This window comes from Roseateles sp. P5_D6, assembly GCF_054049415.1.
In genome coordinates this window covers 110,712-133,648 of record NZ_JBFUMK010000004.1, presented here as the reverse complement: position 1 = coordinate 133,648, position 22,937 = coordinate 110,712, and the positions used below count along the sequence as shown (strand labels likewise).

The window sequence follows — 22,937 nt, the reverse complement described above, 5'->3', positions numbered from 1 at the left end:
CGAATGAGCTGGAAGGCATGTTACGGCTGGCCTGTGCCCTTGCGGGTGCAATGGGCAGGCAGGCAGCCCAGGCCGCGCAGCGACGCCTCGACGGCTTCATCCAGCGGCGTGTGGGGTTCGCGGCCCAGGGCAGCGACGAGGCGGCTGTTGTCCATGCGCACCGGCTGGCGCCACAGATAGCGCATCTCGCGCATCTCCTTGAAGGTCGTGACGAAGGGCGAAGCGAGAGTCAGCAGCCACCAGGGGAAGGCAGAGATACGCGGCGGCTTGCCGCCCCGGGCGACGACGACGCGCTGGATGGCCTCGGCCAGCTCGCGGCCGCTGGCGTCCCAGTGGCCGCTCATGTGGAAGTTGGCGAAGGCGGGCAGTGTCGCGCGTCGTTCCAGCAACTCCACCATCGTGCGGGCGACATCCGGCAGATAGGCCCATTGGTGGCCAGCGGCGGCGGCGGCCGGGTTGCTGATGGACGTCACCGGCTTGTCGGGCTTCACCAGGCCTTGCGAGAACCAGTTGTTGCCGACCCGCGGACCGAAGAAGTCGCCGGCGCGCAGCACGATGACGCGCAGCCCCGTCTCGCTGGCCGCTCGCAGCCGCGCCTCCATCTCGGCGCGGATGGCGCCCTTGCGCGTCGCCGGCCGCTGCGGCGCGTCCTCGTGCAGCAGCGGGAAAGCGTCGGGGCCGTAGTTGTAGACCGTGCCCGGCAGCAGCAGCGTCGCACCCAGGGCGCGGGCGGCGGCGATGCTGTGCTCCAGCATCGGCAGCACGAGGCGATCCCAGTCGCGGTAGCCCGGCGGGTTGACGGCATGAACGATGACGTCGCAGCCCTGGGCGGCAGCGAGCACGTCGGCCGCGTTCAGCGCATCGCCGCGCAGCCATTGGATGCCGTCACTCTGCGCGTGCGCCGTCGGGAGGCCACGCTTGAGCCCCTTGACCAGCCAGCCCGTGTCGCGCAACTGGCGTGCCACCTCGCCGCCAATGCCGCCACTCGCGCCGAGCACCAGGACCGTCTTGCTGCTTGTTTCCATGTCGTTCCCCAGAAGTTGATGGAACGGATTCTGGGAAGTGACGGCTTGATTGGGAATTGCTGAAGGTAGTGTCGTAGATATACATTTATGCATGGCCTCGACACTGCCCTGGGACCTGCTGCACACCTTTCTCGGCGTGCTGCGCGAGGGCTCGCTGTCGGGCGCGGCGCGGGCGCTGGGGTTGACGCAGCCCACCGTCGGGCGCCATGTCGCCGCACTGGAGCAGGCGCTCGGCCAGCCCCTCTTCACCCGCTCGCCCACCGGCCTGCTGGCCACCGAGGCGGCGCTGGCCCTGCGCGGCCACGCCGAGCAGATGGAAGCCGCGGCGGCCGCGCTGCAACGGGCGGCGACGGCGCGCGGTAGCGAAGTGAGGGGCACGGTGCGGGTGACGGCCAGCGAGATCATCGGGGCCGAGGTGCTGGCAGGCGTGTTTGCTGCGCTGCGCGAGGCTCATCCCGGGCTGGTCCTGGAACTGGCCCTGAGCAACCAGCTGCAGGACCTGTTGCGCCGCGAAGCCGACATCGCCGTGCGCATGACGCCGCCCGAACAGGGCCAGCTGATCGCGCGCCGCATCGGCAGCATTGAGCTGGGCCTGCATGCGCGCACCGACTACCTCGACCGCCACGGCCGGCCGGCGACGCTGGCAGAACTGCAGGGCCACACGCTGATCGGCTTCGACACCGTGACGCCCTTCATCCGCGCCGGGTCCAAGCGCCTGAGCGGCATCAGCCGTGACAGCTTTGCGCTGCGCAGCGATTCCGACCTCGCCCAGTTGGCACTGGTGCGTGCTGGCGCCGGCATCGGCATGTGTCAGGTCGCACTGGCGCGGCGTGCGCCCGTGCTCGAGCGCGTGCTGGCCGACCAGTTCGCCTGGCCGCTGGAGACCTGGGTCGCCATGCACGAGGACCTGCGCCAGAACACGCCCTGCCGAGTCGTCTTCGAGGCGCTGGTGGACGGGCTCACGCGCCACATCGCCATCTGAGGCTCAGCGCACGGGATTCGATGCCGGCGCGGACGCCGGTCCAGAGGCTGGCGGGAAGGATGGTGGCGAGGAGGAGGCGGGCGAAGACGGTGGCGGCAGCGGCGGCGGCGCAGCCTGCGAGGTGGCGGCGTTGGCCGACGGCAGCGGCTGCTGCTCGGAGCGGCAGGCCGCCAGCGGCGCCATGGTGACCACGGCCGCGAGCGTCAATGCGCATCGACAGGATGTCAAAGCAGGGAGTGGCATGGGCACCTCACTCAGCAGCGGCAAATGGACGCGTTACTTCTTGGGCGCAACGCTGAGCGCCTGGGCCATCTCCAGGTGGTGCCTCAGGCCGGGCAGGGTCCTTTCGGCCCAGGCCTTGATCTCGGGGTCCTTGGCATTCTGGGCGGCGTCCTGGAAGAGCTTGATCGTGTTCTGATGGGCCTTCACGCCGAAGGTCTTGGCGTAGCGTTCGTCGAACTTGTCGTTGTCGCCGGCATCGATGAGCTTGATCTCGGCCTTCTGCTTGACGGAAGGGCCGTCGGGCAGCGTGACGTTCTTGCTGGCAGCCAGGGCCTTGAGCTCATCGGCCACCTTGGTGTGGTCGGTGATCATCGAATCGGCGAAGGACTTCACATCGGCATTCTTGGCCTTGGACTGTGCGAGCTTGCTGGCCTCGATCTCGGCCGCGCCGGCGTGAGCTGCCTCCTTCATGAAGGACTTGTCCGAGCGGGCGTGGGCCTGGCCGGCAAAGGCGGCACTGGCAAGCATCAGGGTGACGCTCATGAATTTCTGGGCGGTGCGCATGGGGGCTCCTTGACGGGTTGAGGCGGACGGCTGAAGCCGGCATGCGCAACGGCACCACCGGACTAACGCCCAATCTAGGCGGCGGTACATGCCGACAGCGTCAGCCGAGGACGAAGCTGCTGTAGGAGAACCGGCGGCCGGCAGCTTCCGACAGCGGCGCGTGGCGCCGGCCGACAACCCGCCAGCCTCCTGCTGTCTAGGCTGCAGGATCAGTCAATGCCAAGGAGCCGACATGCACGACGACGACAGCCGCAGCTATCCATCGGACAATGACGTGAGCACCGAAGAAGACCTCAGTGGCCCGGCCGCCGCGAAGAAGATCACCGATCTCGTCAAGGCCGGCAACAGCTGCTTCTTCTGCACCCTCGGCATGGGCACGCGGCAACTGCATGCCCGACCGATGACCGTCATCGAGGTCGACGACAGCGGCGCCCTGTGGTTCTTCAGCGAGATCGACAGCCTGAAGAACATCGAACTCGACCGCGATCCGCGCGTCACGCTGTTCTTCAAGGAGGGGGACAACGGCGGCCACCTGAAGCTGGACGGCAGCGTCGAGCAGGTGACTGACAAGGCCACCATCCACCGGCTCTGGAGCCCCAAGCTGCGGGCCTGGTTCACGCAAGGCGAGGACGATCCCCGCATCTGCTTACTGCGCGTCGACGCGCTCAGCGGCGAATACTGGGACAACCGCCACGGCAGCGCCATCGCCGGCCTCAAGATGCTGTTCGGCGCCATCACGGCCCAGCGCGTGGACGAGGGCGTGCATGGGCATTTGAAGCTCTGAGGCACCTCCCCATTCGGCGCCCAACAAAAAAGCACCTGGCATTACTGCAAGGTGCTTGAGACTTTTGGTGCGCCCGGTTGGGATCGAACCAACAACCCCTGCCTTCGGAGGGCAGTACTCTATCCATTGAGCTACGGGCGCGAAGCCGTGCATTCTAGCAGCGGGGTACCAGGGCCCCGGGGCAGTGTCGGGGCCTGCCTATAATTCGGCGGTTTTTCGTGTCGCGCACCCAGCCCGGCATGAAGCGAGACCCGACCGACGAAGATCGACAAGAGGAATTCATGAGCGCCAGCCACGATCACGACCACGACGACGCCCACACCGGGCCGATCAAGACCCCCAAGCAGCTCGCCTGGGCCGTGCTGTTCGCCTTCGTGGTGCCGGTCATCGTCATCATCCTGCTGGCCAATTACGTCACCACCGACACCAAGCCGGCGGCCGGCACGGCTGCCTTCGAGGCCCAGGCCATTGCAGCGCGCATTGCGCCGGTCGCGCACGTCGAGGTCAAGGACGTCAACGACGCCGCCACCATGAAGACGGGCGAGCAGGTCTTCCAGGCCCAGTGCTCGGCCTGCCACGCCACCGGCGCCGCCGGCGCACCCAAGCTGGGCGACGCGTCGGCCTGGGGCCCGCGCATCAAGAGTGGCTTCGACACGCTGGTGCATTCGGCGCTCAAGGGCAAGGGCAATATGGGCCCGCAGGGCGGCGGCGACTTCAGCGACTTCGAAGTCTCCCGTGCCGTCGTCTACATGGCCAACCAGGGTGGCGCCAAGTTCGACGAGCCCAAGATGGCCGCGCCGGCTGCTTCGGCCGCGCAGTAAAGCTTCGGCTTGAATCCCGCCAAGGGCTGCTTCGGCAGCCCTCGTCGTTTCTGGCTCAGGCGCCAGGGCGGCGCACGAAGCCGAAGCGCTCCGGCAGCTCACCCGACAGGAACTGCTGTGGCGTCCAGCGCCCCTGCTCGACGGCGTCGGCCGCCAGGCCCATGTCGGCCGTGTGCACCAGGCCCAGGCCGAGGTTGGTGAGCAGGTAGAGCCGCCCGGCTTCGTCCAGCCAGCTGGACTCCACGGCGGCTTCGATGCCGGTGTGGCTCAGCACGCGGCCATCAGGCTGCAGGCGCCAAACCCAGGGCGTCGACTCCAGCTCCACATAGACCCGCTGCGGCCCGTTCTGGAAGAACCAGCAGCCAGCCGCGTCGGCCGCGTAGTTGCGCTCGATGAAGGCACGCAGCTTGTCGTGGTTGATGCGGCTGCCTTTGACCTCGGGGAAGGGGCCGGCGTGCTGGATGCGTTCGTCGCGCATATACCAATCACCACGGGCGTCCAGCGCCAGCCAGCCGTAGCAGTGCGGGACGTTGGGCCACTTCTTGAGGGCCGCTTCGACGATGGGGTCCATGCAAGACCTCCTTCAGCGTTGCTTCCAGAGCCAGTCGCAGACCTGCTCCGGCATGGTCAGCAGATGGCCCGGCAGGCGGCCGGCGGGGAAGCCGACATGGCCGCCGTGGCCAGGCTGCCAGAGTGTCACATGGGCACCCACCTCGGCGGCGTGTGGCAGGCTGCCCCCGGGCACGAAAGGGTCGTTGCGGGCGTTCAGCACCAGGGCCGGGATGCGGATGCGGTGCAGGTGCGGTTTGGCGGCCGCGCGGGTCCAGTAGTCCTCGGTGTTCCTGAAGCCGTGCAGCGGCGCGGTGAACAGGTTGTCGAACTCGTAGATGGTCGACGCGCGCTTGAGCCGCTCGCCATCGAACAGGCCCGGATGCTGCTGCAGCTTGCGCAGGGCCTTGGGAATCATGGTGCGCAGGAAGCGGCGCGCATAGACCTGCCTGTTGAAGCCGCGGTCGATGGCCGCGCCAGCGGCGGCGAGGTCGATGGGCGAGCAGATCGAGCAGACCGCCTGGGCGACCTGGGCCGCACTGTGGCCGGCTTCCTCCGCCCAGCGCATCAGTGCATTGCCGCCCAGGGACACGCCCGCGACGAGGAGCTTGCTGCCATGGCGCTCGCGCAGGCGCTGCAATATCCAGCCGACCTCCTCGAAGTCGCCCGAGTGGTAGGCGCGCGGGCCGCGGTTCAGTTCACCCGAGCAGCCGCGGAAGTGGGGCAGGGCCATGGCCCAACCGCGTGCGCGGGCGACGCTGGCGAAGGCGACGCTGGAGTGGCTGGTGCGGTCGCCCTCCAGGCCGTGGAACAACACCAGCAGCGGCGTCTCCGGCGGGCGCCCAAGTCGGTCGCCGGGCCGCTCCCAAGACCGACTTGGCCCCCCCGGGGGGCCGGACGCGTACTCGCGTGCGGGCGGCTCACCACCAGCCAGGAAGTCGACATCAATGAAGTCGCCGTCCGGTGTGTCCCAGCGCTCGCGCGTCCAGTTCGGCGGCGGGCCGTCGTGTTGGCGGCTGAAGAGGGCGGGCCAGATGGTCTGGGCGTGGCCGCCGGGCAGCCAGCGGGGGGCGCGGTACTGCATGCGCCGACTCCTAGTGAAGCGTGCCGGCGTCGGCGACGAGCTCCTGGACATCGCCCGCATTGCCGGGGCTGGCGTGGTGCAGCACCAGGCGCCAGCCGAGCGCCGTCTTCAGATAGACATTGGTCGCGATGACCCAAGCCTGCTGGGCCTCGCCATGCAACTGCACGCGCTCCAGCACATGGTGGATGGCGCAATCGCCGCTGTGCAGTCGGCGCACGCGCTCGGGGTGGACGCTGACCGCGCCGCGCTGGAACACCGCTTCGAAGGCGGCGCGAATGGCAGGCAGGCCGACGATGCGCGGGCCGCCCGGGTGGACGCAGGCCACTTCCTCGTCATCGGCCCACAGGGCCATCAGGTGATCCAGGTCGGCGTGCTGCAGCGCCTCGTAGAACTGGGCCTCGGTGTCGTCGGGCGAGGCAAGCAGGGCGGCAGTCTGGGCGGCGGAGCGGGGCATGGCGCGATTGTAGGAAGTCGGACGGCGCTACATTGACCCCGCCCCAACCGCTGCCTGATCCCAACCGATGTTTTCGCTGAAAGCCGTTGCGTCCCTGTTCCTTTGTCTGTTGCTGGTGGCCTGCGGTGGCGGTGGCGGTGATGCCGCGCCAGCGCCCGGGCCGGTCACCGTGCCCCCCCTCGGGGCCCAATGCCTGAGCGGCTCCGTCGCGCGCCTGGCCCTGCCCACCGCAGCCGGTGCGGGGCACAACCAGGAGCTGGCGGTGCTGGCCTGCCCCGGCTCGCGGCTGGACACGGTGCAGTGGCGCCAGACCGATGGCGCCGCGCAGGCCCTCGGTTCGGCGCGTTCGCAGGCCCTCAGCGTCGCACCGGCTGCGGCGGGCCGCTTCACGTTCAGCGTGGACTTCACCGACGCCAAGGGGGCGAGCTACAGCGGCCAAGCCGAGCTCAACGCCACGGCACCCGACGCGACGCCGATGGTGATCCGCGGCGAACCGTCGGTGTGGGCGGGCGGCCAGACGTCGTTGCGCGCCTGGGTCGAGGGGCTGGCCGTGGCCGACTACCCGCTGGCGCGCGTGCGCTGGAGCCGCGTCGACGGCCCGGACGTGAACCTGGGCGATGCAAGCCAATGGCGCGTCATCTTTACCGCGCCTGCGGTGGCCGAAGACAGCCTGCTGCGCCTGCGCGCCGAGGCCACGCTGGCCGATGGGCGCAGCCTCAGCCAGGATTTCAGCCTGCTCGTGCAGGCCTCACCGCCCGCCGTGGCGTCGCCGCTTTTCGGCGCTGGCAACCTGTCCTCGCGCGCCTACCCCTATGTGGCAGGCGGCGCACACGCGGCCGAATTGCGCGACTGCATCTACACGCCGGCCCTGACCAATGCCACGCTCTGCACGCTGGGCCGCCTGCCGCTGCTCGGCACCGAGACGCGCGGCGAGCTGCCCACCGTGGAGCAGGTGATGGCCCGCGTGCTGGTGTCCAACGACTGGATGGGCCAGCGCTTCGAGGCCTTCCTGCGCGAGCAGGACGTGAATGGCGACTTCCGCCGCTTGCTCAACGCCACCACGGCCATCGTCATCGGCGGCCGGGTGCGGCCGGCCTTCTACTGGAGCGCCACCGGCGCCATCTATCTCGATGCCGACTACCTCTGGCAGACGCCTGCCGAGCGCGACAGCGTCAGCGAAGCGCCCGACCCGCGCAGTGACTATGGGCTAGACCTCGCCTACGCGATGCTGTGGCGCTATGTGCAGGGCAATCAGTCGGCCGGTGGGCGCCCGTCCGTGCTGGCGCGCGGCTCACGCGACAGCGCCGCGTTGATTCCGGCACTCGGCCGCCTGCTGTACCACGAGCTGACGCACGCCAACGACTTCCTGCCGCCCCGCGTGCACCTGCTGCTCAACAGCGGCTTGCGCGTCTACGAGGCCATTCCCGCCAACACTGCGTCCGAACAGCTGCGCACGCAACTGCCGTTCTATTCACAGGAGATGGTCGACCTGGGCCGCGTGCAGTTCTTCGGCGTGGCGTCCACGGCGGTGCAGCGCGCCTACCAGCCGGCCGACATCGTGCGTTTCTTCAGCAGCGACCGCGTCACCGACGACTACAGCTATTCCTGGCCCAGCGGCCAGAGCGTGCCGCGCGAGGATGCGGCGATGCTGGCCGAGGAGGCGCTGATGCAGCTGCGCCACGGCGTGCTGCGCGATGTCGCGGTGACGCCGCAATTCCTGAGCGGGGCGAGCGCAGACCAGGTCGTGACCTGGGGCCAGCGCGGCCGCGTGGGTGATGCCGCCATCAAGTCGCGCGTGGCGCTGGTGCTGTCCCAGACCATGCCCTGGCTGCCCGCCGGTTTCACCGACGGCCTGGCCGCTCCGGTTCAATTGCGCGCCGGCCTGACCTGGGGTCAGAACCTCGACCAGGGTGCGCTGGCTCTTGGGATGGTGAAGCCGCTGTCGGCGACGGAACGCGCTCTGGAAGCTGATCTGGACACCCAGCGGCGCGGCAGCCGCAGGGCCGCCGCGCTGGCGCGTTGAACTTCAGTGTCCGCTGGAGAGGACCTCGCCGGCCTTTAGCTTGTAGGCCGTGCCGCAGTAAGGGCACTGGCCCTGGCCACCATGGGTCAGGTCGATGAAGACCTTGGGATGCGCGCTCCACAGCGGCATCTTGGGGTTGGGGCAGAAGACCGTGCCGTTGTCGTTGCAGTCCTTGGCCGTCACTTCGACGGTGGCGGCGGGCGTGGTGGTGGTGGTGCTCATGTTGTTTGCTCTCAGACCGCGGTCAGCCACTCGGCGTACTTGGGGTTGCGGCCGTTGACGATGTCGAAGAAGGCCGACTGGATCTTTTCGGTGATGGGACCCCGCGACCCCGAACCGATCTCGACGCGGTCCAGCTCGCGGATGGGCGTCACTTCGGCGGCGGTGCCGGTGAAGAAGGCCTCGTCGCAGATGTAGACCTCGTCGCGGGTGATGCGCTTCTCGACCAGCTTGAGGCCCAGGTCCTGGCAGATCGCGAAGATGGTGTTGCGGGTGATGCCGTTGAGCGCGCCGGCCGACAGGTCGGGCGTGTAGACGACGCCGCCCTTGATGACGAACAAGTTTTCGCCGGCGCCTTCGGACACGAAGCCGGAGGCGTCCAGCAGCAGCGCCTCGTCGTAGCCGTCGTCGGTGGCTTCCATGTTGGCCAGGATGGAGTTGGTGTAGTTGGACACCGTCTTGGCCTGCGTCATCGTGATGTTGACGTGGTGGCGTGTGTAGGAGCTGGTCTTGACGCGGATGCCGCGCTTCATGCCTTCCTCGCCGAGGTAGGCGCCCCAGCTCCAGGCGGCCACCATCAGGTGCACCTGGTTGCCCTTGGGGCTGACGCCCAGCTTCTCGGAGCCGATCCAGATCAGCGGGCGGATGTAGGCGCTCTTCAGGCCGTTGGCCTTGACCACCTCGCGCTGGGCCTCGTTGACCTGCTCCACCGAGAAGGGGATCTTCATGCGCAGGATCTTGCCGCTGTTGAACAGGCGCTGGGTGTGCTCCTGCAGGCGGAAGATGGCGGTGCCGTTGACCGTGTCATAGGCGCGCACGCCCTCGAAGGCGCCGCAGCCGTAATGCAGGGTGTGGGTCAGCACGTGGATCTTGGCGTCGCGCCAGTCGACGAGCTCGCCGTCCATCCAGATCTTGCCGTCGCGGTCATGCAGGGGGGCGGGAACCATCGTTACTCCAGTGCGTGCGGGGTGAAAGCGGGCGATTTTACGAAGCTTGGGCTGCGCGGATCAGCCGCCACTCGACGAGCTTGCCTTTCACCAGCTTGACTTCGACGGCGTCGCCGCCGGCGTCGCGCCAGACAAAGGTCTCCGGCGCCTGCTTTTGCCCCAAGCTGCCGGCCAGGCCGATCAGGTCCACCAGCTTCATGCCGGCGTGCAGTTTGCTGTTCAACATGACGGCATTGGCCACCGAGCCCAGCGGGGCCGCGCCGGCCACCTTCATGACCCGCATCAGCCGCGAGATCTGCAACAGCAGCCAGAAGACGATGCCCGTCGTCGCGAAGATGACGCCCTGCCAGCCGAGCAGCGCCCCGCCACCAATGAGAGCCACCAGCGCCAGGCCAACACCGATCCACGGATTCATGCTTGCGGGTCCTTCAGCCCATCGTCGCGTTGCCAGGCATAGGCGCGCTCGACCTTGGCCACGCGCAGCGTGTAGTGCTGGTACCAATCGCTGCGGCCGGTGTCGCGCGCGATCTTGTGCTCGGCGTTGCGGCGCCAGGCGGCAATGTCCTCGGGGCTGCGCCAGTAGGAGACCGTGATGCCTAGGCCATCCTCGCCGCGGGTGCTCTCCACGCCCAGATAACCCGGCTGCTCGGAAGCCAGGGCCGCCATGCGGTCAGCCATGTCGCCATAGCCGCCGTCAACGGGCGTGCGCTGGCTGGTGAAGATGACGGCGTAGTAGGGGGGCTCGGGCAGTGCGCTCATGGCGCACATCCTGCCACGCCGTCAGGCCGCTAGCGGCAGGCGGGTCACCTCGACGCTGTCGGCCGAGCGTTGCGTCGGCCCATGGTAGACAGCCTCGATGTTGTTGCCGTCGGGGTCCAGCACGAAGGCGGCGTAATAGCCCGGGTGGTAATGGCGCGGCCCCGGGGTGCCGTGATCGCGGCCGCCGGCGGACAGCGTCATCGCATGGAAGCGCCGGACCTCATCCTCGCTGTGGGCCTGGAAGGCCAGATGCACATGTGACACGCGGCCATCGGCCTTGTCGACGTAGAACTCGTCGGCGTAGAAGCAGCCCTCTGCTTCGCCGAAGGCCTCGAGCCGCCCGATGGCGTCCAGCGCCGCACGGTAGAAGCGCCGGCTGGCCGCCAGGTCGCTCACGCGCAGATGCACGTGGTCGAGCAGGCGGCCGCAGTGCTCCATATCCGTCCTACTTGGTTACTTTGAGCAGCACGCAGCGCACCCACTGGCCAGACTCCAGCGCGTCCTTGTGGCCGTTCAGGAACTGTTCGGCCGTCGAGTTGCGCGCGGTGAAGCACATGCCGTGCAGGATGCCCATGCGTGGCACGGGCCGCGACCATTTGCGCTCGACGACGCCGTTGAACCAGGACACCTGCTCATCGTCGCTGTCCACGTCGGCGCGGCCCAGCAGCAGCACGACCTCGTATTTGTCCTCGGTCAGCGGCTCCGCGGCGCTGGTCAGCACCTGCAGGCCGCCGTCGCTCATGTTCAGCACCAGGCCGGCCGGCCCCTGGCTGAACTGCACCGGCTTGAAGACCCAACCGGGCAGGGAGTCGGCATCGTGCTGGGCGGCCAGGAAATCGGTGCGGGCGTGCTGCCTGAGATTGGCGGGATCTGACATGAACGGGGTCCTCCGGTGCGAGGCCCCGATCCTAAGCAGACTTTGGCGTGGCGTGCACCATGGAAACCTGTTGTCTCAGTTTCAAATGAGCCCGCGCAAGACCTCGATGGCTTGCTCCACCCGCTCGACGGCATGGATGGTCAGCCCCTCGATGGCCTTCTTGGGCGCATTCGCCTTGGGCACGACGGCGACGCTGAAGCCCAGCTTGGCAGCCTCCTTGAGGCGCTCCTGGCCGCGCGGCGCGGGGCGAACCTCGCCGGCCAGGCCGACCTCGCCAAAGGCGATGAAGCCACGCGGCAGGGCCTTGCCGCGCAGCGAACTCTGGATGGCCAGCAGCACGGCCAGGTCGGCCGCCGGCTCGCTGATGCGCACGCCGCCGACCGCGTTGACGAACACGTCCTGGTCGCCGGTGGCCACGCCCGCATGCCGGTGCAGCACGGCCAGCAGCATCGCGAGGCGGTCACGGTCCAGGCCCACCGACAACCGCCGCGGGCTGACGCCGCCGCTGTCCACCAGCGCCTGCAGCTCGACCAGCAGCGGCCGCGTGCCCTCCAGCGTGACGAGCACGCAGCTGCCCGGCACGGGCTCGGCGTGGGTGGACAGGAAGATGGCGCTCGGGTTGGTGACGCCCTTGAGCCCCTTCTCCGTCATCGCGAACACGCCGATCTCGTTGACCGCGCCGAAGCGGTTCTTGATGGCGCGCACCAGGCGGAAGCTGCTGTGCGTGTCGCCCTCGAAATACAGCACCGTGTCGACGATGTGCTCCAGGACTCGCGGGCCGGCCAGGGCCCCTTCCTTGGTCACATGACCCACCAGCACGATGGCACAGCCGCGCGCCTTGGCCGTGCGTGTGAGCTGGGCCGCGCACTCGCGCACCTGGGCGACCGAACCGGGCGCGGACGAGAGTTGCTCGGAGTAGAGCGTCTGGATGGAGTCGATGACGCAGAAGTCGGGCTCCTCGACGTCGATGGTGGCGAGGATCCGCTCCAGGCTGATCTCGGCCAGCACGCGCACCTTGGCGCCCGACAGGCCCAGGCGCCGCGAGCGCATCGCGACCTGGGCGCCGCTTTCCTCGCCGGTCACGTACAGGACTTTCACGGTTTGCGACAACGACTCAACCGCCTGCAGCAGCAGCGTCGACTTGCCGATGCCCGGATCGCCGCCGATCAGCACGACGCCGCCGGCGACGATGCCTCCGCCCAGCACCCGGTCCAGCTCTTCCTGGCCCGTGGGCGTGCGCTCGAAGTCGCTGGCCTCGATCTCGGAGAGCGTGGCCACCGGCTGGCTCTTGGCCAGCGACTGGTAGCGGTTCTTGACGCCGCCGGTGGGCTCGGCGATGCCCTCGGTCAGCGTGTTCCAGGCGCCGCAGTGCGGGCATTTGCCCAGCCATTTGGCGTTGGTGCCACCGCATTCGGTGCAGGTGTAGATGCTCTTGCTTGTCGCCATCAGCGCATTGTCTTAGGGTCTGCTGACACGGTGGCAATGGGCCGCGTTGTGACCAGAAGGGTCGCGAGCAAGGCGCAAAGCGGAGCCGGGTTGGGCACCCGGCGAGCATTTGCAACGCCGCGCGCGGCCTTTCTGGTCACAACCCTTCGGGAAGACCGGCAGCCAGGGGCCACTCGGCGTTGCACCGCTTGCCCGCACATGAGTGCGGGCGGCTCGTTGCGCCTTGATTGGCCCCTGGCTGCCGGCCTTCGCGGCCCATTGCCGCCGTGTCAGCAGACCCTGGGGCGCACCCAGGCTGTCAGCAGCAGTGCCGCGGCCAGCGCGCAGCCGGCCGAGAAGCCGAAGGCGACGGTCGCCGACAGGCCCTCCCACAGCCAGCCGAACAGCAGCGAGGCCGGCAGCAGCATGGCGCCCATGACGAGGTTGAGCCAGCCGAAGGCCGTGCCGCGCTGTTCGGCCGGCGCCAGGTCGGCCAGCAGCGCGCGCTCGACGCCCTCCGTCGCGGCCATGAAGATGCCGTAGAGGCCGAACAGCAGGTACAGCCGCCAGCCCGGCGCGGCCCACGCCGCCATGCCGATGTAGAAGGCGGCATAGGCGGCATAGCCGGCCACCAGCAGGTGAACGCGGCCGACGCGGTCCGACAACCCGCCCAGCGGCACCGCGAACAGCGCCGCGACGCCTGACACCGCGGCCCACAGCAACGGCACCTGGGCCTCGGCCACGCCGAGCTCCTTGGCGCGCAGCAGCAGGAACATGTTGCTGGAGTTGCCCAGCGTGAACAGCGCAACGACGACGAGGTAGCGCCGCAGCGGCTTGGGCAGGCCAGCCAGCGTCCAGCTGAAGCGCGGTGGCGCGGTGGCCGGTGGCGGGGCTTCCCGCACCGCCAGCGTCAGCCCCAGGCAGAGCAGGCCGGGAATGATGGCCCACAGGAAAACCTGGCCCAGCGGCACGCCCGCACGCAGCAGCGCCCAGGCCAGCAGCGGCCCGATGACGGCGCCGGCGTTGTCCATGGCGCGGTGCAGGCCGAAGGCCAGGCCGCGCTGGCCGGGCACTATGTTGGCAGCCAGCAGCGCGTCGCGCGGCGCGGCACGCACGGCCTTGGCGATACGGTCGGTCAGGCGCAGGGCTAGCAGCATGGGCCAGCCGGTCACGAAGGCGATCAGCGGCCGTGCGATGCCGGCCAGGCCGTAGCCGGCGATGACCCAGGGTTTGCTGCGCCCGCTGCGGTCCACCATGACGCCGGCCCAGAGCTTGAGCAGGCTGGCCAGCGCCTCGGCCAGGCCCTCGATGAGGCCCAGCACCCGCGGGCCGGCCATCAGCACGCCGCTCAGATACAAGGGTACGAGGGGGTAGACCAGCTCGCTGGCGCTGTCGTTGACGAGGCTGATCAGGCCGAGCAGCCAGACGCTGCGCGGCAGCGAGAAAAGGGCCCTGAGCATCGGGGCATGTTATGTCCTGGGTGCCAGACCGCCCGAGCGCAGCGAGTAGCTCTGGCATCCACTGAGCAGGGGCGTGGGACACTCGGCGCCTTGCAGTTTCTCGATGGAGCCGGTCATGGAGTTTTCGGTCTGGTTGGCCTTTTTTGCCGCATCCTGGGCGATCAGCCTGTCCCCCGGCGCAGGTGCTGTCGCGGCGATGAGCGCCGGCCTGTCGCATGGCTTCAGGCGCGGCTATTTCATGACCTTCGGCCTCATCCTGGGCATCCTGACCCAGGTCGTCCTCGTCGGCGCCGGCCTGGGCGCGCTGATCGCGGCCTCGTCGCTGGGTTTTGCCCTCGTCAAATGGGCTGGCGTGGCCTACCTGGTCTGGCTGGGTGTGCAGCAATGGCGTGCACCGGCCAAGCCCATGGTGGCGGCGGATGACGGCGCCGTGCTGGCCACGCGCCGCCAGCTGGTGCTGCGCGGCTGGGGCATCAATGCCGTCAACCCCAAGGGCACGGTCTTCCTGCTGGCCGTCGTGCCGCAGTTCCTCGACCTGCATGCCGCGTTGGCGCCGCAATACCTCGTCATCGGCTGCACGCTGGCCTTCACCGACCTGGTCGTCATGGCCGGCTACACCGTGCTGGCCGCGCGGGTGCTGGCGGCGCTGAAGAGCGAGCACCACATCAAGGTGCTGAACCGCGTCTTCGGCTCGCTGTTCGTCGCGGCCGGTGCGCTGCTGGCGACCTTCAAGCGCGCGGCCTGATGGCGGCGGGAGACAAGCCCGGCCGCCTGCCCACCTGGTTCCTCTTCCTGGCCCCGGTCGCGATCTGGGCCAGCACCTGGCACGTCATCCTGTACCAGCTCGCGTCGACTGTGCCGGCGCTGACGTCGGTGGGCTGGCGCTTCGCGCTGTCGGCGCTGATGCTCGCCGGGCTGGCGCGCTGGCAGGGCACGTCGCTGAAGCTGCCGCGTTATGCCCACGGCTACATGCTGGGCACCGGCGTCATCCAGTACGCCGGCAACTACTGGTCCATCTACGAGGCTGAGCGCTTTGTCCCCAGCGGCCTCGTCGCGGTGCTGTTCTGCCTGATGGTGTTCATGAATGCACTCGTCGCCTGGCTGCTGTGGCGCCAGCCGGTGAGCCGGCGCTTCCTCGTCGCGTCCAGCGGCGCGGTGCTGGGCGTGGCGCTGATCTTCTGGCCCGAACTCGCGTCTACCGGCGCGCGGCCGAATGCGGCCCTGGGGCTGGGCCTGAGCTTCTTCGCCGTCGTGGTGGCGGTCATCGGTGGCTTCTTCACCTTGGTGTTGACGCGCCGCGGCCTGCCGCTGGTGCCGGTGCTGGCCTGGAGCATGGGCTATGGCGCGGCCTTCCTGCTGGGGATGTCGCTGGCGCTGGGCCACGGCCTGCCCTTCGACGGCGCCTGGACCTATGTCGGCAGCCTCGTCTACCTGGCCGCCTTTGGCTCGGTCATCGCCTTCACGCTGTACTACAAGCTCGCCGAGCGCCGCGGCCCCGCTCAGGCGGCGCTCATCGGCGTGCTGGTGCCCGTCATCGCGCTGATCGTGTCGGCCGTGCTGGAGGGCTGGCAGGCGACGCCGCTAGCCATCGGCGGCATGGTGCTGTGCCTGGCCAGCCTGTTCGTCGCGACGCGGCCGCAGCGCTAAATGCGCTCGGCCGCCGCTTCGGCCTGGGCCCGCCGGACCTGCTTCAGCGCGGCCAGCGAGGTGGGGTCGGTCAGCGTGGGTGCGATGACGATCTCCTGCGCCACCTTGATGCCCAGGAAGCCGAGCCAGGCGCGCATCGCGGCCTTTTGCGTGTCCAGGTGACCCTGGGCCGAGCGGCCCTCGCTGCCATAGTCGCTCGCGCTGCTGTAGACCAGCACGGCGCGCTTGCCCGACAGCAACGGCCGGTAGCCGGTGTCACGCTGCCAGGCCCAGTTCTGGCCTGGCAGCGTGACCACGTCGATGTAGTGCTTGAGGCGGTAGGGCAGGCCCAGGTTCCACATCGGCAGGTTGATGACGTAGTGGTCGGCCCGGTTGAAGGCTTCGGCCAGCGCGACGGCGCGCGCCCAGTGGCGGCGCTGGTCGTGGGTCGCCTGCTGGCTGCGCAGCACGGCGAACTTGGCCGCGATCATGTCGGCGTCGAATTCGGGCAGCGCGAGCTGCCAGACGTCGGCCACTTCGACCTGGGCGTCGGCGCGGACGGCGCGGTAGCGGGCGACGAAGGCCTCGGCGATCTCGCGCGATGTGGAGGCCGGATTCGGCGAGCCCTGGATGTGCAGCAGCCGGCTCATCTTCAGCCCTCCAGCCAGCGCAGGCCGGCGATGCCGGCCACGATGAGGGCCATGCAGCCCAGCCGTGCGGGCGAGGCGCTGTCGCCGTGCACCCAGACGCCCAGCAGCGCCACGCCAACGGCGCCGATGCCGGTCCAGACTGCATAGGCCGTGCCGGTCGGCAGGCTTTTGAGCGACTGCGTCAGCAGCACGATGGACAGCAGCGCGGCGAGCACGCCGGCCGCGCCTGGCAGCGGCCGGCGCCAGCCGTCGGACGCCTTCAACGCCGCGGCCATGGCGATCTCGACCAGACCGGCACTTACCAACAGAAACCAAGCCATGGGGTCTCTCCAAGTTGCAATGGGCTCACTGTGGGAGGCCAGGCACAGAATCGGAAGTACGCACCTTTTGGTAACCAGGGAAATCCAGACGATGGCCGACACCTCAACCGGCAATGTGCTCAGCGCCAGCTGCCCCTCGCGTGCCGCACTGGAGGTGGTGGGCAGCAAATGGGCGCTGCTGATCGTGCCGCTGCTGGCCCGGCAGCCGCTGCGCAACAACGAGCTGCTGCGCCAGGTGGGCGGCATCTCGCAGAAGATGCTGACGCAGACGTTGCGCGAACTGGAGCGCCACGGCCTGGTGCAGCGCACCGACCATCAGACCGTGCCGCCGCACGTCGACTACCAGTTGACCGAACTGGGCCGGTCCCTGAGTGAGGCGCTGGTGGTGGTGGACCGCTGGGCCGAACGGCACTACCCCGCCGTAGCATCGGCGCGCATGGCGTTCGACCGCCGGCGCTAGCCCTTCAGCTGCGCCTGTGCGCCGTCGATCAGCAGGCGCAAGGCGCGGTCGAACATCGTGTCGGGGTCGCCGCCCAGCGTCTGCGCCCAGCCGGCGGCCAGCAGCGGGTATTGCACCGCGTCGGGCCCGCTCAGCATCGACGAGGGCGGCGCATCGGGCGCTTGCGCGGACTGCTCCTCCAGCACCCAGCCGACGACGAAGCGCCCCACCGACATCATCAGTCGGGTGGCCTGCCCCGGCTCGAAGCCGGCATCGCACAGCAGGCGCAGGCGGGCCTCGATGGAATCGAAGTGCAAGGGGCTCGGCCGTGTGCCGGCATGCAGGCGCGCGCCGTCGCGGTAGGCCAGCAGCGCGCGGCGAAAGCTGTGGCCGTTGGCCATCAGCCAGTCCTGCCAGTGCTGGCCGAGAGTTGGCTCCGCCTGGGCGTGGTTCTCCAGCACGACGGCCTCGGACATCGCGTCCAGCAGCGCCGCCTTGCTCTTGAAGTGCCAGTACAGCGTCGGCGACTGCACGCCCAGGCGCTCGGCCAGCTTGCGGGTGCTCAGCGCGTCGATGCCGACCTCGTTGAGCAGGTAGAGGGCGGCACGCAGCACATCGTCGCGGTTGAGTCGACTGGAACGTTCGGTGGCATTCATCTCTAGCAATGATAGAGAAGCTGCGGCAGAATGTTCCCTATCAACGATAGAGAGACCGACGTGAATCGAGCCTTGACCGTCATCCTGATGACGCTGCTGCTGGACGCCGTGGGCATGAGCCTGGTGTTCCCCATCCTGCCCGGCCTGCTGCGCGAGCTGGCCGGCGCCGAGGCCACGACCCACCACTACGGCGCCCTGCTGGCCGTCTACGCGGCGATGCAGTTCCTGTTTTCCCCGGTGCTGGGTGCGCTGAGCGACCGTTTCGGCCGCCGGCCGGTGTTGCTGGCCTCGCTGGCCGGGGCCGCGGCGGACTATGTGCTGATGGCGTTGGCGCCCAACCTGGCCTGGCTCTACGTCGGGCGGGTGCTGTCCGGCATCACCGGCGCCAGCATGGCCGTGGGCACGGCCTACATCACCGATGTGACGCCCGAGGCCGACCGCGCCAGGCGCTATGGCCAGATGGGCGCGGCCATGGGCCTGGGCTTTGTCGTCGGGCCGCTGATCGGTGGTGCCCTGGGTGAGTGGTCGCTGCGAGCGCCCTTCGTCGCCGCGGCCGTCATGAATGCCTTGAACCTGGGGATGGCCTGGTTCGCCCTGCCCGAATCCAACCTGAACCGCACGGCCCGGCTGGACGCCAGCAAGTTCAACGCCTTCTCGGCACTGCATCGCCTGGAGGGCAAGCGGCCCTTGCTGCCGCTGGTGGGGGTCTTTGCCGTCGTCGCGCTGGTGTCGCAGGTGCCGGCGGCGCTGTGGATCCTGTACGGCCAGGACCGCTACGGCTGGACTGCCTGGGTGGCGGGCCTGTCGCTGGCCTGCTATGGCGGCCTGCATRCCATCTCGCAGGCCTTTGTCACCGGGCCGATGGTGGCCAGGCTCGGCGAGAAGCGCGCGCTGCTGGCCGGCATGGCGGCCGACGGCCTGGGCTTTGTCGGCATGGGTGTGGCGGTGGCGGGCTGGATGCCGTTTGCGCTGCTGCCGCTGTTCGCCATCGGCGGGCTGGCCCTGCCGGCGCTGCAGGCCATGCTGGCGCGGCAGGTGGACGAGCAGCGCCAGGGCGGGTTGCAGGGCACGCTGGCCAGCCTGACCAGCCTGATCGGCATCGGCGGGCCGCTGGTGGTCACGGCCGGCTTTGCGGCGACGCAGGGCGCCTGGCCTGGCTGCGTCTGGGTGATCGCCGCGGTGCTGTATCTGATCGCGCTGCCCATGCTGTTCAGTCGCCGCGCTCGCACCGCGTAACAACCAGCCGTTCCCCACCACTCGGCAAGGGCGTTACGCTGGCGCGCTCTTCACGGGGAGAACAGATGGCCTGGCAATTCGCTCTGACGCGCCTGTGCGGCGCTTTTGCCCTCGCGGGTGCCGCGCTGCTGGCCCATGCCGCCGACCCGGGCGCGCCGCCGACGCCGGTGAAGCCGGTCACCGACCGCTACGGCGACGTCAGCGTCAGGGACCCCTACCGCTGGCTGGAGAAAGCCAGCGATCCCAAGGTGAAGCAGTGGAGCGCGGCGCAAGACAAGCGCACGCGCGCCTATTTCGGCAAGCTGCCGGCGCGCCAGCCGATGTTCGACTGGCTGATGAAGCAGGCCACGGCCAGCTCCAGCGCCTATTACGACCTGCACGCCACGCCGGGCCAGCTGTTCGCGCTGTACAACCAGCCGCCCAGGCAGCAGCCCATGCTGGCCGTGCTGGGCCAGGACGCCGACCCCGCCAAGGCCCGCGTGGTGCTGGACCCGAACACGCTCAACCCCAAGGGCACGACGGCCATCGACTGGTATGTGCCTTCGCCGACGGGCAAGCTGGTGGCGGTGTCGATGTCGGAGAACGGCAGCGAGGACGGCTCGCTGCACATCGTCGACGTGGCCACGGGCAAGGATGTCGACAAGGTCATTCTCAACGTGCAATACCCCACCGGCGGCGGCAGCCTGGCCTGGCGCGAGGATGGCTCCGGCTTCTGGTACACGCGCTACCCCGGCGCCAAGGAACCGGCCGAGCGCCAGCACTTCTACCAGCAGATCTACTACCACCGCGTCGGCGACGATCCGGCAAAGGACGTCTATGTGCTGGGCAAGGACTTCCCGCGCGTCGCCGAAATCGCACTGGACGCCCGGCCCGGCGCGCCTGGCGTCATCGCCTCGGTCGCCAATGGCGACGGCGGCGAGTTCGCCCACTACCTGATCGCCAGGGATGGAGGCGTCCGCCAGGTCACACGCTTCGAGGACAAGGTCGTCGCCGCAGCCCTGGGACCTGACGGGCTCTATCTCATCTCCCGGCAGGGCGCGCCGCGCGGCAAGCTGCTCAAGCTGGCGCTCGATGACCTGACGCTGGCCCATGCGCAGACCATCGTGCCCGAGTCCGATGCGGCGCTGGAGCCCGGCGGCGAGTTCGGCGCGGGCAACATCACCCTCACCAGGAACGCCATCTACCTGCGTGAGATCGTCGGCGGGCCGTCGCGCGTGGCCATCTACGGCCTGGACGGCAAGCCTCGCGGCCAGCTGCAGCTGCCCGAGGTGGCGACCGTGGACGAGATGGCCGTGATGGACGACGGCAGCCTGCTCGTCGCGGTGAAAACCTATCTCGAGCCGCCGCAGTTCATGCGCATCGATGCCGACAGCGGCAGGAGCCGACCCACGGCGCTGCGCCAGACCAGCCCGGTGTCCTTCGGCGACGTGGAGGTCGTGCGCGAGTTCGCAACAAGCAAGGATGGCACGCGCGTCCCGCTCAACATCGTGCGCAGGAAGGGCCTCAAGCTCGATGGCAGCGCACCGTTGCTGTTCACCGGCTATGGTGGCTACAACGTCAGCCTGGTGCCGCGCTTCCTGGGCGCGGCGACAAGGCTGTGGCTGGACGCGGGCGGCGTCTACGTCATCGCCAACCTGCGCGGCGGCGGTGAGTTCGGCGAAACCTGGCATACCCAGGGCGCATTGACGAACAAGCAGAACGTTTTTGACGACTTCGCCGCCTCGGCCCAATACCTGGTCGACAAGGGCTACACCTCCAAGGCCCGCATGGGATCCATAGGCGGCAGCAACGGCGGGCTGCTGATGGGGGCGGTGTTCACGCAGCATCCCGAGCTGTTCCGCGCCGTCGTCTCGACAGTGGGCATCTACGACATGCTGCGCGTGGAACTGGACCCGAACGGCGCCTTCAACGTCACCGAATTCGGCACGGTGAAGAACCCGGAGCAGTTCCAGGCGTTGTACGCCTACTCGCCCTATCACCACGTGCAGGACGGTGCGAAGTACCCGGCCATCTTCATGGCCACCGGCGAGACGGACGGGCGCGTCAACCCGATGCACTCGCGCAAGATGGTTGCGCGCCTGCAGGCGGCAACCGGCTCCGGCCGGCCGGTGCTGCTGAGCATCAACGCCCACGCCGGCCATGGCATGGGCAGCTCGCTGTCCATCCGCGTGAACCAAATGGCGGACATCTACGCCTTCCTGTTCGACCAGCTGGGCATGAAGTCCCCGCTTCAGTAGTCCTTGCTGCGCCGCCCGGCCTTGATGTCGCTGCGCTTGGCCTTGCCTTCCAGCCGGCGCTGCTTGGAACCATAGGTCGGCTTGGTCGCGCGGCGCGCCTTGGGCACGTGCGCGGCGGCCTGCACCAGCTCGATCAACCGCGCGACGGCGTCCGCCCGGTTGCGTTCCAGGCTGCGCGAGTCCTGGGCCTTGATGACGACGACGCCCTCCGAGGTGATGCGCTGGTCGGCCCAGTTCAGCAGCCGCGCCTTGACGGCCTCGGGCAGGCTGGAGGTGTGGATGTCGAAGCGCAGATGGACCGCGTTCGAAACCTTGTTGACGTTCTGGCCGCCGGGGCCGCTGGCGCGGATGGCGTCGAACTCGAGTTCGTCCGGGCGCGGGGTCCAGTGGATGTCAGGCATTTCGAATTGGCACGCGCGGCGCGACGGCGCACATCAGCTCGTAGCCGATGGTGCCGGCTGACTGCGCGACTTCATCGATGGGCAGGCGACTGCCGTGTGGGCCTTCGCCCCACAGCGTCACCTCGCTGCCAAAGCCGCTGGCAGGCAGCTCGGACAGGTCCACCGCCAGCATGTCCATCGACACCCGGCCCAGCGTGCGCGTGCGCTTGCCGTCCACCAGGACGGGCGTACCGGTGGGCGCATGGCGCGGGTAGCCGTCGGCATAGCCGCAGGCGACGATACCGGCGCGCGTGACCCGCTCGGCGGTGTAGGCGCTGCCGTAGCCAATGGTGTCGCCGGGCTGCAGCTGCTGCACGCCAATGATCTTGGAGCGCAGCGTCATCGCCGGCCGCAGGTCCCAGTGAGCGGCGTCGTGCTCGGGGAAATCGGGCACGCCGCCATAGCTCATGATGCCGGCGCGCACCCAGTCCTGGGCCGTGCGCGCCGGATGGCGCAGCGTGGCCGCGCTGTTGGCGATGCTGCGCTCGCCGGCCAGGCCCTCGGTCACGGCCTCGAAGGCGGCCAACTGGTGGGCGATGCCGTCGATACCTTGCCGGAGGCTGTCTGCATCGGAAAAGTGAGTCATCAACCCGATCTCGTCGACCTGGGGCAGGGCCTCCAGCCGCGCGTAGGCGGCGCGAAACGCGGCTGGCGTGAAGCCCAGACGGTTCATGCCGGAGTTCAATTTGAGGAAGACGCGGTGTGGCTCGTGCGTCTTGTGCATGGCCAGCCAGTCAATCTGCTGCTCGCAGTGCACGGCATGCCACAGCTTCAGGCGCGAGCACAGCTCCAGGTCGCGCGGCTCGAACACGCCTTCCAGCAGCAGGATGGGGCCCCGCCAGTCCAGGGCGCGCAACCGTTCGGCCTCGGCCAAGTCCAGCAGCGCGAAACCGTCGGCGGCGCGCAGGCCCTCAAAGGCGCGTTCGATGCCGTGACCATAGGCATTGGCCTTGACGACGGCCCAGACTCGGGCGTTGGGGGCTTGAGCGCGCGCGCGACCCAGGTTGTGAGCGAGCGCTTCGGTATGAATCAGGGCTTCAATCGGGCGAGGCATGGCCGGATTTTGCGCCCGGGTTTGGGGCGCCGCTGCCGAACTAGGGGCGTGCTATAAACCCGCGCCGCTCCCGTTTTACCGGCC

The 22,937-nt window shown here is 68.9% G+C and carries 27 protein-coding genes and 1 tRNA gene; 9 read left to right on the top strand and 19 right to left on the bottom strand.

Annotation, left to right across the window (positions count from 1 at the left end; genetic code table 11):
• Positions 1-20 precede the first annotated feature (20 nt).
• Positions 21-1,025: an NAD-dependent epimerase/dehydratase family protein gene (locus ACXJKM_RS06475; RefSeq protein ID WP_457351088.1), complete on the bottom strand. Its 1,005-nt coding sequence runs from the start codon at positions 1,023-1,025 to the stop codon at positions 21-23.
• 91 nt (positions 1,026-1,116) lie between these two features.
• Between ACXJKM_RS06475 and ACXJKM_RS06470 the strand changes: the two genes are divergently transcribed.
• A complete protein-coding gene (locus ACXJKM_RS06470; RefSeq protein ID WP_457351086.1) occupies positions 1,117-2,007 on the top strand; it encodes a LysR family transcriptional regulator in 891 nt (296 codons plus the stop codon).
• Between the two features lie 276 nt (positions 2,008-2,283).
• Here the strand turns inward: ACXJKM_RS06470 and ACXJKM_RS06465 are convergent, their stop codons facing one another.
• The gene (locus tag ACXJKM_RS06465; protein ID WP_457351084.1) at positions 2,284-2,793 is read right to left on the bottom strand and encodes a DUF4142 domain-containing protein; all 510 of its coding nucleotides are present in this window, start codon (positions 2,791-2,793) and stop codon (positions 2,284-2,286) included.
• Between the two features lie 232 nt (positions 2,794-3,025).
• On the opposite strand from ACXJKM_RS06465, the gene ACXJKM_RS06460 reads away from it, so the two are divergent.
• Positions 3,026-3,577 carry a pyridoxamine 5'-phosphate oxidase family protein gene (locus ACXJKM_RS06460; RefSeq protein WP_457351082.1) on the top strand — a complete coding sequence of 184 codons (552 nt, stop codon included), beginning with the start codon at positions 3,026-3,028 and terminating at the stop codon, positions 3,575-3,577.
• Positions 3,578-3,642: 65 nt separating this feature from the next.
• On the opposite strand, the gene ACXJKM_RS06455 is transcribed toward ACXJKM_RS06460, so the two are convergent.
• A tRNA-Arg gene (locus ACXJKM_RS06455) sits at positions 3,643-3,718 on the bottom strand.
• Positions 3,719-3,858: 140 nt separating this feature from the next.
• Here ACXJKM_RS06455 and ACXJKM_RS06450 point away from each other — a divergent pair.
• Positions 3,859-4,398: a c-type cytochrome gene (locus ACXJKM_RS06450; RefSeq protein ID WP_056192630.1), complete on the top strand. Its 540-nt coding sequence runs from the start codon at positions 3,859-3,861 to the stop codon at positions 4,396-4,398.
• A 55-nt stretch (positions 4,399-4,453) separates the two neighbouring features.
• Here ACXJKM_RS06450 and ACXJKM_RS06445 read toward each other — a convergent pair whose 3' ends face one another.
• The 3 genes from ACXJKM_RS06445 to ACXJKM_RS06435 are packed head-to-tail and all read right to left on the bottom strand — an operon-like array spanning position 4,454 to position 6,485.
• Positions 4,454-4,969, bottom strand: a complete 516-nt coding sequence (locus ACXJKM_RS06445; RefSeq protein ID WP_457351080.1) for a DUF2946 family protein — start codon at positions 4,967-4,969, stop codon at positions 4,454-4,456.
• 12 nt (positions 4,970-4,981) lie between these two features.
• Positions 4,982-6,031, bottom strand: coding sequence for a YheT family hydrolase (locus tag ACXJKM_RS06440; RefSeq protein ID WP_457351078.1), 1,050 nt, complete (start codon positions 6,029-6,031; stop codon positions 4,982-4,984).
• 10 nt (positions 6,032-6,041) lie between these two features.
• Positions 6,042-6,485, bottom strand: a complete 444-nt coding sequence (locus tag ACXJKM_RS06435) for a YybH family protein (RefSeq protein ID WP_056191962.1) — start codon at positions 6,483-6,485, stop codon at positions 6,042-6,044.
• Positions 6,486-6,552: 67 nt separating this feature from the next.
• Here ACXJKM_RS06435 and ACXJKM_RS06430 point away from each other — a divergent pair, with 67 nt between their 5' ends.
• Positions 6,553-8,508, top strand: coding sequence for a hypothetical protein (locus ACXJKM_RS06430; RefSeq protein WP_457351076.1), 1,956 nt, complete (start codon positions 6,553-6,555; stop codon positions 8,506-8,508).
• Positions 8,509-8,511: 3 nt separating this feature from the next.
• On the opposite strand, the gene ACXJKM_RS06425 is transcribed toward ACXJKM_RS06430, so the two are convergent.
• The 8 genes from ACXJKM_RS06425 to ACXJKM_RS06390 form a co-directional block, all read right to left on the bottom strand.
• On the bottom strand, positions 8,512-8,730 hold the full coding sequence (locus ACXJKM_RS06425; RefSeq protein ID WP_457351074.1) for a zinc-finger domain-containing protein: 219 nt from the start codon (positions 8,728-8,730) through the stop codon (positions 8,512-8,514).
• 11 nt (positions 8,731-8,741) lie between these two features.
• Positions 8,742-9,674, bottom strand: a complete 933-nt coding sequence (locus ACXJKM_RS06420; protein WP_056191971.1) for a branched-chain amino acid transaminase — start codon at positions 9,672-9,674, stop codon at positions 8,742-8,744.
• Between the two features lie 37 nt (positions 9,675-9,711).
• Positions 9,712-10,089: a hypothetical protein gene (locus tag ACXJKM_RS06415; RefSeq protein ID WP_056191972.1), complete on the bottom strand. Its 378-nt coding sequence runs from the start codon at positions 10,087-10,089 to the stop codon at positions 9,712-9,714.
• Positions 10,086-10,433: an antibiotic biosynthesis monooxygenase family protein gene (locus ACXJKM_RS06410; protein ID WP_457351071.1), complete on the bottom strand. Its 348-nt coding sequence runs from the start codon at positions 10,431-10,433 to the stop codon at positions 10,086-10,088. The genes ACXJKM_RS06415 and ACXJKM_RS06410 overlap by 4 nt, the downstream gene beginning before the upstream one ends.
• Before the next feature lie 21 nt (positions 10,434-10,454).
• A complete protein-coding gene (locus ACXJKM_RS06405) occupies positions 10,455-10,871 on the bottom strand; it encodes a VOC family protein (protein WP_056191978.1) in 417 nt (138 codons plus the stop codon).
• A 7-nt stretch (positions 10,872-10,878) separates the two neighbouring features.
• Positions 10,879-11,310, bottom strand: coding sequence for a hypothetical protein (locus tag ACXJKM_RS06400; RefSeq protein WP_056191980.1), 432 nt, complete (start codon positions 11,308-11,310; stop codon positions 10,879-10,881).
• Positions 11,311-11,391: 81 nt separating this feature from the next.
• Positions 11,392-12,756, bottom strand: a complete 1,365-nt coding sequence (gene radA / locus ACXJKM_RS06395; protein ID WP_056191984.1) for a DNA repair protein RadA — start codon at positions 12,754-12,756, stop codon at positions 11,392-11,394.
• Positions 12,757-13,025: 269 nt separating this feature from the next.
• Complete coding sequence (locus ACXJKM_RS06390) at positions 13,026-14,195, bottom strand: MFS transporter (RefSeq protein ID WP_457351069.1); 1,170 nt, start codon at positions 14,193-14,195, stop codon at positions 13,026-13,028.
• A gap of 115 nt (positions 14,196-14,310) precedes the next feature.
• Between ACXJKM_RS06390 and ACXJKM_RS06385 the strand changes: the two genes are divergently transcribed.
• Positions 14,311-14,940 carry a LysE family transporter gene (locus ACXJKM_RS06385; RefSeq protein ID WP_056192635.1) on the top strand — a complete coding sequence of 210 codons (630 nt, stop codon included), beginning with the start codon at positions 14,311-14,313 and terminating at the stop codon, positions 14,938-14,940.
• Positions 14,940-15,842, top strand: coding sequence for a DMT family transporter (locus tag ACXJKM_RS06380; RefSeq protein ID WP_457324116.1), 903 nt, complete (start codon positions 14,940-14,942; stop codon positions 15,840-15,842). The genes ACXJKM_RS06385 and ACXJKM_RS06380 overlap by 1 nt, the downstream gene beginning before the upstream one ends.
• On the opposite strand, the gene ACXJKM_RS06375 is transcribed toward ACXJKM_RS06380, so the two are convergent.
• Entirely contained in the window at positions 15,839-16,471 is a 633-nt protein-coding gene (locus ACXJKM_RS06375; RefSeq protein ID WP_457351066.1) for an FMN-dependent NADH-azoreductase, read from the bottom strand. The two genes, ACXJKM_RS06380 and ACXJKM_RS06375, sit on opposite strands and share 4 nt — an antisense overlap.
• A 2-nt stretch (positions 16,472-16,473) precedes the next feature.
• Positions 16,474-16,791 (bottom strand): DMT family transporter, encoded by a 318-nt coding sequence (locus ACXJKM_RS06370; RefSeq protein ID WP_056191993.1) that lies wholly within the window; start codon positions 16,789-16,791, stop codon positions 16,474-16,476.
• A gap of 91 nt (positions 16,792-16,882) precedes the next feature.
• Between ACXJKM_RS06370 and ACXJKM_RS06365 the strand changes: the two genes are divergently transcribed.
• Complete coding sequence (locus tag ACXJKM_RS06365) at positions 16,883-17,251, top strand: winged helix-turn-helix transcriptional regulator (protein WP_457324114.1); 369 nt, start codon at positions 16,883-16,885, stop codon at positions 17,249-17,251.
• Here ACXJKM_RS06365 and tetR read toward each other — a convergent pair.
• Positions 17,248-17,886 carry a tetracycline resistance transcriptional repressor TetR gene (gene tetR / locus ACXJKM_RS06360; protein ID WP_457351064.1) on the bottom strand — a complete coding sequence of 213 codons (639 nt, stop codon included), beginning with the start codon at positions 17,884-17,886 and terminating at the stop codon, positions 17,248-17,250. The two genes, ACXJKM_RS06365 and tetR, sit on opposite strands and share 4 nt — an antisense overlap.
• A 30-nt stretch (positions 17,887-17,916) precedes the next feature.
• On the opposite strand from tetR, the gene tet reads away from it, so the two are divergent.
• Together tet and ACXJKM_RS06350 are read left to right on the top strand one after the other, a co-directional pair.
• A complete protein-coding gene (gene tet / locus ACXJKM_RS06355) occupies positions 17,917-19,122 on the top strand; it encodes a Tet(A)/Tet(B)/Tet(C) family tetracycline efflux MFS transporter (RefSeq protein WP_457351063.1) in 1,206 nt (401 codons plus the stop codon).
• A 65-nt stretch (positions 19,123-19,187) separates the two neighbouring features.
• Positions 19,188-21,359, top strand: coding sequence for a prolyl oligopeptidase family serine peptidase (locus ACXJKM_RS06350; protein ID WP_457351061.1), 2,172 nt, complete (start codon positions 19,188-19,190; stop codon positions 21,357-21,359).
• Here ACXJKM_RS06350 and arfB read toward each other — a convergent pair.
• Positions 21,353-21,760, bottom strand: coding sequence for an alternative ribosome rescue aminoacyl-tRNA hydrolase ArfB (gene arfB, locus ACXJKM_RS06345; protein ID WP_457351059.1), 408 nt, complete (start codon positions 21,758-21,760; stop codon positions 21,353-21,355). The genes ACXJKM_RS06350 and arfB overlap by 7 nt on opposite strands.
• Positions 21,753-22,853 (bottom strand): alanine racemase, encoded by a 1,101-nt coding sequence (gene alr, locus ACXJKM_RS06340; RefSeq protein WP_457351057.1) that lies wholly within the window; start codon positions 22,851-22,853, stop codon positions 21,753-21,755. The genes arfB and alr overlap by 8 nt, the downstream gene beginning before the upstream one ends.
• Positions 22,854-22,937: the final 84 nt, after the last annotated feature.